The sequence below is a fragment of the Acinetobacter sp. YH12064 genome (assembly GCF_013419735.1).
Lineage (GTDB): Bacteria > Pseudomonadota > Gammaproteobacteria > Pseudomonadales > Moraxellaceae > Acinetobacter > Acinetobacter amyesii.
Window position 1 is genome coordinate 16,524 of sequence record NZ_VOZP01000006.1, and the last position, 12,347, is coordinate 28,870.

General features: G+C 40.5%; 9 protein-coding genes. 3 read left to right on the top strand and 6 right to left on the bottom strand.

What is annotated here, in order from left to right; genetic code table 11:
- The first annotated feature begins 677 nt into the window (after window positions 1–677).
- The gene (locus FTU13_RS07295; RefSeq protein ID WP_180126661.1) at window positions 678–1,004 is read left to right on the top strand and encodes an endonuclease domain-containing protein; all 327 of its coding nucleotides are present in this window, start codon (window positions 678–680) and stop codon (window positions 1,002–1,004) included.
- Window positions 1,005–1,132: 128 nt separating this feature from the next.
- Here the strand turns inward: FTU13_RS07295 and FTU13_RS07300 are convergent, their stop codons facing one another.
- The 3 genes from FTU13_RS07300 to metH all read right to left on the bottom strand — a co-directional run bounded on the left by FTU13_RS07300 (window position 1,133) and on the right by metH (window position 6,260).
- Entirely contained in the window at window positions 1,133–1,963 is an 831-nt protein-coding gene (locus FTU13_RS07300) for a TIGR02391 family protein (protein WP_180115409.1), read from the bottom strand.
- A 169-nt stretch (window positions 1,964–2,132) separates the two neighbouring features.
- Window positions 2,133–2,486: a lysozyme inhibitor LprI family protein gene (locus tag FTU13_RS07305; RefSeq protein ID WP_218955109.1), complete on the bottom strand. Its 354-nt coding sequence runs from the start codon at window positions 2,484–2,486 to the stop codon at window positions 2,133–2,135.
- 84 nt (window positions 2,487–2,570) lie between these two features.
- Complete coding sequence (gene metH / locus FTU13_RS07310; protein ID WP_180126659.1) at window positions 2,571–6,260, bottom strand: methionine synthase; 3,690 nt, start codon at window positions 6,258–6,260, stop codon at window positions 2,571–2,573.
- Window positions 6,261–6,739: 479 nt separating this feature from the next.
- Between metH and FTU13_RS07315 the strand changes: the two genes are divergently transcribed.
- A complete protein-coding gene (locus tag FTU13_RS07315; protein ID WP_180102582.1) occupies window positions 6,740–8,359 on the top strand; it encodes an inorganic phosphate transporter in 1,620 nt (539 codons plus the stop codon).
- 165 nt (window positions 8,360–8,524) lie between these two features.
- Here the strand turns inward: FTU13_RS07315 and FTU13_RS07320 are convergent, their stop codons facing one another.
- From FTU13_RS07320 to FTU13_RS07330, 3 genes are all read right to left on the bottom strand, one after another.
- A complete protein-coding gene (locus tag FTU13_RS07320; protein ID WP_111884443.1) occupies window positions 8,525–10,075 on the bottom strand; it encodes a hypothetical protein in 1,551 nt (516 codons plus the stop codon).
- Between the two features lie 219 nt (window positions 10,076–10,294).
- Window positions 10,295–10,474: a hypothetical protein gene (locus FTU13_RS07325; protein WP_180126657.1), complete on the bottom strand. Its 180-nt coding sequence runs from the start codon at window positions 10,472–10,474 to the stop codon at window positions 10,295–10,297.
- 247 nt (window positions 10,475–10,721) lie between these two features.
- Window positions 10,722–11,339 carry a rhomboid family intramembrane serine protease gene (locus tag FTU13_RS07330; RefSeq protein ID WP_111884441.1) on the bottom strand — a complete coding sequence of 206 codons (618 nt, stop codon included), beginning with the start codon at window positions 11,337–11,339 and terminating at the stop codon, window positions 10,722–10,724.
- 158 nt (window positions 11,340–11,497) lie between these two features.
- Between FTU13_RS07330 and nfuA the strand changes: the two genes are divergently transcribed.
- Window positions 11,498–12,136 carry a Fe-S biogenesis protein NfuA gene (gene nfuA, locus FTU13_RS07335; RefSeq protein WP_078189947.1) on the top strand — a complete coding sequence of 213 codons (639 nt, stop codon included), beginning with the start codon at window positions 11,498–11,500 and terminating at the stop codon, window positions 12,134–12,136.
- Window positions 12,137–12,347: the final 211 nt, after the last annotated feature.

The following is a 12,347-nucleotide window of genomic DNA, read 5'->3' on the forward strand; positions in this document are numbered from 1 at the left end:
AGGTGTTCCAGTTTAGTGCGCTAGTTCACGAAAAGAAGTTCAGTATATCGAGCGGAATAATTTCGAAAAGAGGAGTGAGTGAAGGAAATTTTGATTAAAAAAACTAAAAAATGTAGAAGACTCGATATAAAGCAAAGGCTTGCATGAGTGTGATAATGATGCACCAAAACAGTGCAATGGTGATTTGCAATGAGAAAATTAAATGAATGATTATTAAGTGAAAAACTATGTTTTTTGAATCTGTTTAAAAAATGAAAAACAAATAGCGCCATTTCTGAGTTAATTCAGGGCAATTCATTATTTTGTATTTTTATCTGATTGATAGATGTTAGTGCGAGAATGAAACTGAAAATTGACGAATGATACATTTTTGGGAGCCTGTTTGTGTATCTTGTGGTCTTCAAAAGATGAAAGCTGGATGTCTTGCCTGAACTGAAATAATGCACAGATATTAACCAGTGAAATCTTTGCTGCTGCACTTATAGGTGGCGAAATAAACAATCTAGGGCGGTTTTAGATTGAAGAGTTAGAAAAGGGGGGGATATCTGATAAATTAAATCCCTCCCAGACTCCCTTTAATAAAGGGAGGAGCTGTCACGTAATTTATTTGTTTATGTGAAGTTCCCCTCTTTGAAAAAGAGGGGGGTAGGGGAGATTCAAAAATAAGAGAATAAAAAATGAAACCTTACAATAAAAATTTAAAACAAGTCTCGCGCGACCTGCGTAACAATATGACTGATGCTGAAAAGTTGTTGTGGTCACGGCTTCGCAATAAGCAAATACTAGGTTTGCAATTTTATAGACAAAAGCCAATTTTGAATTACATCGTCGACTTTTACTGTCCTGCTGTAAATTTGGTAATTGAGTGTGATGGTAGTCAGCACTATACGGATGAAGGGTTAGAAGCGGATCGGGTGAGGGATGAAGCTTTGACTCAGCTTGGGCTAAAGGTGCTGAGATTTGATAATGAGCAGGTGATGGGACAGATTGATGGAGTAGTGTAAGCTATTTATCTTTACTTTATTAAGAAATCTCCCTAAATCCCTCTTTAAGAAAGAGGGACTTCACGCGAATTAGATGATGGTTTTGGATTCGTGTAGTTCCTCCCTTTTAAAAGGAAGGTTAGGAGGGATTATATTTGTCCTTCATACATTTTTTTAGCTTCAGCTACTTTGTCTAATTTTCTATGAATTAAGGACACAGTTGATAAAATATCTAAAGCATCCTGTTCATCTATATTCCACGTAATTTTAGGGGCATGAGCTGTAGTATTTCTAAATGTTCCAAATATACCTTTAAGTAAATGCATAAAACCGTTTTGTTCACTCTGATGACTTGGTGTAGTTAAACTATTTAAGGCTAAATAAGGAACTTTATTTTTATACGCAAAAGCTTGATCTACTAATTCAGAACCATCACTGGTTAGTTTTGTTTTGATTCTAATTTTTTCAGCAATACTTTTAGTTGCTTCAAAAACTGCATGAAAATAATTATCTACGAGTAGTTCTGCTCTACAAAACGCTAAGACATCAGGATGTATTTTTCTATCTAATAAAGTTTTTCTTAAATTTTGCGCCCGTGCTTCAGCTTCATCAAAAGTTTGAACTTTGTCTGCTTGCTTGAGTTCGCCACTATCAGTGAGTTCAAAACCTTCAAATGACAAAACATAATTCAATTCAGTTCGTATATTTTCAAACCATTCTTTTCTATGGATATGACGTGAAGGGCGCATAACATATTTAATAAAAGCTAAGACATTATTAGAACAGCGATCTTCAGTTTGTTTTGAGGATAGAGCATCATATAAACGTTTCCATTTTGTTGAATTTAGTTGAAGATCTTTGATATTACATTCAGTCAGATATTTGGTGATTTCTGTTCCTGAAAGCCCGTTATTAGTTTCACCTAAAGTTTTACAGATACTTTCTAGGCTTCCTAGATCTAAACTTTTTATTATTGCCATTTTTCAATCTTAAATTTTTCATGGGTTTAAGTATTTTAAATACTAGTTTTATTTATAGCAATTAATCTCTCCCAAACTTCCTTTACAAAACGAAGAGCTGTCACGTAATGAATTCGATACGCGAAAGTCCCCCTTTGTAAAAGGGGGATTTAGGGGGATTACCTAAAAATTAAAGTAAATCTTTTAAGTCTTTAATTCGTTGATCAATAAGATCGGCATTACATGATAGATTGATTAGCTTAGATCCCGCACCTTGTACACTGCTAGATAGATAAGATACGAGTTCATCACAATGACTATTTTTATATAACAACCAATTCTTTTGAGAGGTTTCTAAAATTTTCTTACCTTCCTCATCCATAGTGTTATAAAGCTTTTGATAAGTTTGGTTGAGCTTGGTTTTATTAGATTTTAATTCTTTTTCATAACAGGCAATTTCATCATAAACATTACTATCTTTACATTTTGCAAAAGTAAAAGATGAAATAAAAGGTAAAACTAAAAGTAAGAATATTTTTTTCAATTTTATAAAATTCGTTTATGTGTTTTTAAGATTTTTGATTATAAATAAAAAACCCCCTCATTCGAGGGGATTTTTTCAAACTAATTACTGAACCGAATCATCCAAATTCGGTGCTAACCAACGCTTCGCTTCATCCAAAGTCCAGCCTTTACGCTTTGCATAATCCTCAAGCTGATCGCCTGCGATTTTACCCACGTTAAAGTATTGGCTTTCAGGGTTTGCATAGTAGAAACCGCTGACAGATGAAGGCGGCCACATTGCAAAGCTAGAAGTCAATTGCGTACCAATTTTATCGGTAGAACCTAACCAATCAAACAATGGCGCTTTTTCTGAATGCTCAGGGCAAGCAGGGTAGCCCGGTGCAGGACGGATGCCCACATACTTCTCTTTAATCAATTCTTCATTGCTTAAGGTTTCAGACGCTTGGTTACCCCAGAACTCTTTACGGATGCGCTCATGCAAATGCTCCGCAAACGCTTCCGCAAAACGGTCACCCAAAGATTGTGCAAGAATTGCAGAGTAGTCATCGCCTTTAGCTTTGTACTCATTTGCCATTTCTTCCGCACCAAAGATGGATACCGTGAAACCACCCAAGTAATCTTCCGCAACACCTTTAGGCGCAATAAAGTCCGCTAATGACAAGTTTGGTTTACCTGTCACTTTATCAGACTGTTGACGAATGTGATGGAAGGTATGTGTAACCGATTGACCATCTTCGCTATACACTTCAACCGAATCCGCTGCTGAACGGTTTGCAGGGTAAATACCAAACACAGCACGAGCATCAAAACGTTTGTTGTCGATGATGTCTTTTAGCATGGTCTGTGCTTGTTCATACAAGTCAGTTGCTGCTTCACCTACAACTTCATCAGTTAAGATAGCAGGGAATTTACCTGCCAAACTCCAAGAAATGAAGAACGGTGTCCAGTCAAAGTACTCAACTAATGTTTCCAATGGATAATTGGTCAGCGTTTGCGTACCAATAAAGTTTGGCTTCACAGGCGCATTGGCAGCAAAGTCAATTTTTAAGCCATTTTCTACAGATTCAGCATATGTCAGCTTGGCAGCTTTTGGCTGTTTATTGGCAATACGCTCACGGACTTTTTCATATTCAGCACGTGTGTCTTCAACAAATTTAGGCTTCATTTCTTTAGAAAGTAAAGTTGTTGCTACACCCACCGCACGCGATGCATCGGCAACATAAATCACCGCATCATTTGAATATTGTGGATCAATTTTCACTGCCGTATGCGCTTTAGAAGTGGTTGCACCGCCAATCATCAATGGAACATTAAAGCCTTTGCGCTGCATTTCTTTCGCAACAAAAACCATTTCATCCAGTGACGGCGTAATCAGGCCAGACAGGCCAATGATATCGACTTTTTCATCAATCGCAGTTTGTAAAATCTTCTCGCAAGGCACCATCACCCCAAGGTCGATAATGTCATAGCCGTTACAGCCCAACACCACGCCTACGATATTTTTACCGATGTCATGCACATCGCCCTTCACAGTTGCCATCAGGACTTTACCCTTAGATTGGCCAGCTGTTTTTTCCGCTTCAATGAATGGGTTGAGCCAAGCTACAGCCTGTTTCATGACACGTGCAGATTTCACGACTTGCGGCAGGAACATTTTGCCTGAACCGAACAAATCACCTACCACATTCATGCCGTCCATCAGCGGACCTTCAATTACATCTAAAGGACGTTTAGCTTTCAGACGTGCTTCTTCAGTATCTTCATCAATGAATGTGGTGATGCCTTTAACCAAAGCGTGTTCCAGACGTTTTTCAACTGGAAGTTCACGCCATTCCAAGTTTTCAACTTGTTTTTGCGCAGCACCTTGACCACGGTATTTTTCAGCAACTTCAAGCAGCTTTTCTGTAGCTTCTTGATGGCTTTCACCTTGGTTTTGGTTCAAGATCACATCTTCAACCGCAGCTTTCAGTTCAGCATCAATATCATCATAAATCGCCATTTGACCTGCGTTGACGATACCCATAGTCATGCCTTGCTGAATGGCATGGTACAAGAACACAGAGTGAATCGCTTCACGGACTGGTTCGTTACCACGGAAGGAGAACGATACGTTAGACACACCGCCTGAAATCATCGCATGTGGTAAGTTTTGCTTGATCCAGCCTGTTGCTTCAATAAAGTCCACAGCATAGTTGTTGTGTTCTTCGATACCTGTTGCCACTGCAAACACGTTCGGGTCAAAAATGATGTCTTCAGCAGGGAAGCCAACTTCATTCACTAACACGTCATAAGAGCGCTTACAGATTTCTTTTTTACGTGCAGCTGTATCGGCCTGACCATTTTCGTCAAAGGCCATCACAATTACGGCAGCGCCATACTGACGGCACAAACGCGCTTTTGCAACGAACTCGTCATAGCCTTCTTTTAAGGAAATCGAGTTAACAACCGCTTTACCTTGTACACATTTTAAGCCTGCTTCAATGATTTCCCATTTAGATGAGTCAATCATGATCGGCACACGTGAAATTTCAGGTTCAGAGGCTACAAGATTCAGGAAGTGCACCATTGCGCCTTCTGAATCCAGCATGCCTTCATCCATGTTGATGTCGATAATCTGAGCACCGGCTTCAACTTGCTGCTGTGCAACTTCTAAAGCTTCGGCAAAGTTTTCTTCACGGATTAAACGTAGGAATTTTTTAGAACCTGTCACGTTGGTACGTTCACCGACGTTTACAAACAGCGAATCTTCTGTAATGTTGAACGGCTCTAAACCGCTTAAACGGCAAGCGGGTTTGGTTTCTGGCACTTGGCGCGGCGCAATGTCTTTTACGGCATTGGCAATAGCACGGATGTGATCCGGCGTTGTACCGCAGCAGCCGCCAGTGATGTTAATCAAGCCACTTTCTGCAAATTCTTTAATAAAGGCAGCTGTTTCTTCAGGGGTTTCATCATAACCGCCGAAGGCATTTGGTAAGCCAGCGTTCGGATGCGCCGAAACAAAAGTATCAGCAACGTCAGCAATGGTTTTGACGTGCGGACGCATGGCATCTGCACCTAGGGCACAGTTAAAGCCAATCGACAACAAGTCACCATGACGCACAGAGTTCCAGAACGCTTCAGCAGTTTGGCCAGTTAAAGTTCGGCCAGAGGCATCGGTAATCGTGCCTGAAATCATCAATGGCAATTCGTAGCCAATTTGGTTGAAGACTTCTTTCACTGCAAAAATGGCAGCTTTACAGTTTAAGGTATCGAATACAGTTTCGATGAGCAGAATATCCGCACCGCCTTCAATCAGGGCATGCGCAGCTTCAATATAGTTTTCTTTTAACTCATCAAAAGTAATGTTACGAAATGCTGGGTCATTTACATTTGGCGAGATCGAGCAAGTACGTGAAGTCGGGCCAAGCACACCTGCTACAAAACGCGGTTTTTCAGGCGTTGAGTATTTTTCACAAGCTGCTTTGGCAATACGCGCTGCTTCACGGTTGATCTCTGATACCAAATCTTCCATGTGGTAGTCAGACATTGAAACTTTTGTGCCGTTAAAGCTGTTGGTTTCAATGATGTCTGCGCCAGCATCGAGGTAGGCTTCATGAATGCCTTGAATGATTTGCGGCTGAGTCAACACCAATAGGTCATTATTGCCTTTGAGGTCAGATGCCCAATCTGCAAAACGCTCACCACGGTAGTCAGCTTCTTCGAGTTTATGACGCTGAATCATGGTGCCCATTGCACCGTCGATAATCAGAATCCGTTGAGCGAGCAGCTCTTTTAGGGTGGCAAGCGTGGACATAAATAACCCCAATCCGATGGAATATAAAATCGGCAAATATATTAACAGAATTCATTGCAGTTTTATTGATATTCAATGATCTTCACAGCGCGCAATTATTAGCTTGTTGAATTAATGAGCAATATTGCAACTTGATAATTTCATATTCCAATTTCATATAAATGTATGGAAAGCTTCATGAATTTGTCATATTGCTCAGGCAAGATTAAAAAACATCCATTAGGGCTATGCAAAATGACAAAAAAACATGACAGATGAAATATAAGTTGAAATATTGGGTTTCAAAGAAAATAAAGTTTAAATACGCAGATTAAATAACTGATTTACTTTATGAAAGTAGAGTAGGGAAGTCGGTTTTTAACACTTAAAAAAAACAAATAAAGCATGAAAAATTGCTTTATATGACACCGCTTTGTCATATAATTGTCATAATTAAATTGAACAATATGGGGATTTTAAAATCCTCTATTCCTGCCTGCATGAATTCTAAACAAACTCCCGTAGATTCAGCGCACACGTCGACTCCTCAAAAGTCCACGAATGTTCATGTGCCTACACCGAAATTCTTTATGCCGGTATTTTTAACGGTGATTATTTCAACGTTGATTTATATTGGTTTTCAGGTGACTGCCGATTTAGCGCATGTTCCGCCTTTAAGTCTTTATTCAATGATTTTATTGGGCACAGCCTTATTCATCGCACTTGGCTTTGAATTTGTAAATGGTTTCCATGACACTGCAAATGCAGTAGCAACAGTGATTTATACCAACGCCTTGTCAGCACCGGTTGCGGTAATGTGGGCGGGTTTCTGTAACTTCCTAGGCGTAATGGTTGCCAGTGGTGCAGTCGCTTACGGCATTATTGCCTTGTTACCTGTTGAATTGATTATGAATGTCGGTTCAGGTGCTGGCTTTGCCATGGTTTTCGCTATGTTGATCGCAGCGATTTTGTGGAATTTAGGAACTTGGTTCTTAGGCATCCCTGCGTCTAGTTCGCATACTTTGATTGGTTCTATTCTTGGCGTTGGCATCATGAACTACCTGTTAAATGCAGGCGGTGGTGCGAGCGGTGTAGATATGGAGCAGGTGCTTAAAGTCGGTAAGGCGTTATTGTTCTCGCCACTGATTGGTTTTGCATTTGCAGCTCTCGTTTTCTTGTTGGTGAAGCGTATTTTCCGCAAACAGCTTGAACTGTTTCAACCACCAGAAGGCAATAAGCCGCCACCACCATTGATTCGTGCAATTTTGATCTTTACCTGTACAGGTGTAAGTTTTGCGCACGGTTCAAATGATGGTCAAAAAGGTATGGGTCTGATCATGCTGATTTTGATCGGATGTGTGCCATTGGCTTATTCATTGAATAAGAACTTAGATAATCAACATATTCAATCTTTCCATCAGTTATCTGCTCAAACTGCGACTGCGATCTACGCAGAGCATAAGGATATTCCTGATGCAAAGGCACGTGATGTACTCACCAAATACATTCAAACCAAAGAAGTCAGCCCAGAAGTTGTGCCAGCTTTGGCAAGTTTGACCGATCATTTAGGTGAGCGTGTTGCACAGTATGGCGACTTAAAAGATATTCCTGAACAAGAAGTATCTTCGATTCGTAATGATATGTACCTCAGTACCACTGCTTTTAAACGTCTAGATAAAGCTGAACAACTACCAGCAATGGCAGAAGCTGAACAAAAAACTGTGAAGGAATATCGTAGTCACTTAGACTCCTTCTTACAGTACATTCCAACATGGGTAAAAGTCGCTGTTGCATTGGCACTGGGTCTTGGAACCATGGTGGGTTGGAAACGTATTGTCGTGACTGTAGGTGAGCGTATTGGTAAAAACCACATGACCTATGGTCAGGGTATGTCTGCCGAGCTTGTTGCTATGTCAACGATTGCTGCTGCGGATGGTTTTGGTATGCCAGTATCGACTACACACGTACTTAACTCTGCGGTTGCAGGTACCATGGTTGCGAATAAGTCAGGTTTGAACTTTGCAACAGTGAAGACCATTCTATCGGCTTGGGTCTTCACTTTACCTGCAACGATCTGTCTATCAGGTTGCTTGTACTGGTTATTCTTGAAAGTGTTCTAAGTAACTCAAATTCCAGATATAAAAAACGCTGCTTCGGCAGCGTTTTTTTTTTGGCTTTATCTCAGACATCACCGATTTTAATGGGATGACTGAGAGCTGAATTAGAACAATCAAACTAGCGAGTTGAAGCTTTGCAAAGTTCAACACTTATTTGAACCAATGCCGTTACGCTTTTTTAAACAGTCCCAATACTTTTTTCACGGGTAATTTCTCTTCAGCAAAACCATACAGCGCTGCAAAAGGTAAGGCAGTACGCGCCAAATAAGCCACACGCCATAAGCCACCATGGTTGGCACCATGCATCATGAGTTCTAATGGATGGTCTAGCGCCGTTTCAGGGTTAGCAACCGATTGAGGGTTTCTCAAGTCGTGAATCCATAAAGCTGCCATGAGTGCATTGGTGGTTTCAGGTTGGAAGGATTCCACATCAAATAAACTCGCACCATTAAATGCTGCCTTTAATAATGGGTTCTTCGTTACTGAGCGGGTCGTGGTGGATGGCGCAATATTGATACTAACCCGCTGACCATTTTGACGTGCGACAGTTGCGCGCCATTGTTGGATACGTTTTGCGAGTGCGTAGTTTGGACCTTGTTCCACCACTAGACAGTCAGCAATACCATAGGATTTTCCATTGTCTGCTGTGGTGGTTTGCTCATTATTTTGCTTAAAGAAATGCTGACCTGTGACTTTGGCAATACTTTGTGTCAATAGTTTTTGTGCAGAAGCACGGTTTTGGAATTTGGCTTGCGCTGCCGTAACAATCTCTTCTGGAACCGCATAGACATCGGTCGGAGTACACATAAACATCAAGCTGGTGTCGGCTTTTTGTTGGCTGACATAGGCCATGATGCTGTCCATTGCCATTGCAACACGAACATGCTTTTCACCATCTAAATAGGCAATTGCAGCCAGATCTAGTTGATGTTCACTTTGTGCAAGCCATTGTGCAATTTCAGGAATGTGTGTCAGTAAATTGGCGCCCAATTTGTGTTTTAGTTCTTGAATGGGTGTGTCTTCATGCACAGCGTCGAGACTTGGTGCATATAAAGTGGCATTACCGGCCTGAACCGTGCTTAAGATTCGATCCCAAACACGTTCATTATTGAGGTCGATTGCCACAATATTGGCTTTCCATTTTGCTAACCACGTCAGAGGGCCAGCTTCGGAGGCAGCACCAAAAAGCACCATAGTCCGATCTGACAAATCGAACCATTCTGGGTGTGCAATGGCTTCACGTAATGCGTCTGCATGACTGGCTTCAATGATGCCAGCATCTTGCCATTTTTGAATCTGAGCCAGTAAAGCCTCACCTTGAAGTTTTTGACCATGATAGGGCACATACCACTCAGGCGCTGCGTCACTTTCACCTTTTAATTTCACGGTATGCAGCGGATGTGCAGTCAAAGCTACTGCATCTTTGAGCGTATACTTTTCTTGATTACGATAAAACTCAAAGACGTGATGCGCTTTATTTAAACCTTGCTCAGCAATGTTGATCGCAGCTTCAGATGATTGAATTCCTTGTTCAACCAAGGCTTTAAAATATTCAGGATATTTTTTACGCCAGTTTTTTTCTTGTTTTGCACGTACAGAAGAGTGATGGTCAACTGCAGCTAAGGCTTCAGCGATAATTTCACGACCAGTTTTAGATGTACTCGGCTTTTGGTTTGAAGCCGAAATGGGAAATTGAAGACCTTCAGTTGAACTCGACATGCAAAATATCTCAGCTAATTTTGTCATTAATATACAGATGTATACATTATCTATGCCAAATTAAAAAATAGGGTGGCATAAAGTGCCAGATTTATATGATTTGTCATGTGCTTTTGTGAACTTTCGTAGAATATACAGCTTCAAATTTTATTGCCGGAATTGAAAAAGCCTTCGGTTTGAAGGCTGAAAAGAAGAGGGCATTAAATCAATAACTGCAAATCAACAACGGCCTTTTTTAGCCTGTCCGGGCGGGCAAAAGTCGCCATGTCGATCTGGGTACTTATAAGGATAGTAATTACGATCTGGGTCGACCACGATACTGCCTTCACGGGTGTGAATGGCACAAGCACTCAACACGCAGGTCAACAGCAAACTTGAGAACATCAGGACTATTTTCATTGGAATTTTCCCTTTTTTATTCTGTGTCATTTCAGTTTAAATCAGGGCAAGGGTAGATAGCGTTTCAATCTGCTGTGAAATTGTATAGCTCGATATTCAAAGTGCGGTGCTGTAAATGTGGGAAATTGGCTAAAGAAAAAAATTAAAGGACATTTCGATTTAACGCAGCACAATAAAAAAGCCTAAACTGAAACGGTTTAGGCTGTCATTTTACTGGTTAAATCAGACTGATTTTTTAGACTTAACGTTAGAAAGGAACATTTAGTAACTGACTTAAGAAATGCGGAATAAGCTTCGGTTCAAGAATGATCGTCATGATCACACCATAAGCTGCGCCCCATAAGTGCGCGCTGTGGTTAATGTTACTGTTGCCACGTTTACCTGACCAGATACTGTAAGCCACATACAGCACGGCAAAAATAATCGCAGGAACAGGAATAAAGAATACAAAAATCAGTTTCCACGGTTCAAACAAGATATACGCAAAGAGTACTGCAGATACCGCCCCAGAAGCCCCTAAACTTGCCCAATGGGTATCATGCTTATGTTTTAAATAACTCGGAATAATCGCAGCGATCAAACCGCCTAAATAAAACAATACAAAGCCCATGTCGAAGAAATATTGGCGATAAAAACTTTCAATCACGCTACCAAAGAAAAATAAGGTAATCATGTTGAACAATAGGTGCGCGCCATCTGCATGAATAAAGCCATGGCTAATAAATCGGTCATACTCGCCACGACTGAGGGCTGGCGGCCAAAATAACAAACGATTCATCACTTTCTGATTTGAAAATGCAATCAGTGAAATCACCACCGTAATCAGGATAATGGTCACGGTGTGGTTAAAGGGTAGGCCCAACATATATGACTATTCTACTTGTTAAAATTTATGCTCAATAATGCCATTAAATCTGCCTAAAGCGTGAACTTTCAGAAGAATTCCGACAATTTTAGTTGATTTTTTTCTAATGCCCCGCATCTTAAGTTAAAATAGCGACTTCAGCTTGAGGAAATATTGTAATGTCGACTGAGAACAACAGCACAGCAGTTGCTGAAGAAATTCCAAACCTATTGATCACTCCAAATGCCCAAGAGTATTTGAAAGATCTTTTGGATAAACAAAATACACCGGGCATTGGTGTACGTGTTTTTGTGGAAAATCCGGGTACGCCACGTGCTGAATGTTGTATGGCTTACAGTGCACCAGAAGAAGTTGTGCCTACAGACTATAAACAAGACTATCCAGATTTCCCTGCATTTATTGACACACCGTCTATTCCATATCTTTTGGATGCGGTGATTGACTATAACAAAGACCGTTTTGGTGGTCAGTTAACTTTCCGTGCGCCAAACTCTAAAGTGCCACGTGTGGGTCCAGATGCCTCTGTAGAAGAGCGAATCACTTATGTTCTACAGTCAGAAATTAACCCTGGACTTGCAGGTCATGGTGGTAACTGTGCATTGGTAGAGGTGGTTGAAGATGCAGAACATGGTTTAACTGCAGTGCTTAAATTCGGTGGTGGTTGCCAAGGTTGTTCTTCAATCGATTTAACCTTGAAACAAGGTGTTGAAACAACATTGAAGCAGCATGTACCTGAGTTAATGCGTGTTGTTGATCAAACGGATCACAGTAATACTGAAGGTGCTTATTTCAAATAAGTTCAGTATTTTTATAAAAAGCCGCAACCTTGCGGCTTTTTTATTGTCTAAATCAAAAAAACGAAGATTTTTAGATATTTCTAGGGGTTTTACATCAAAATGATAAGCTATATCACAAATATAAATGAGAATGATTATTAAAATTAATTGCAATATTGTTTGTGGTGGTTACAATGTGCAACACATTATTCTAGATTTCTCCATAAATACG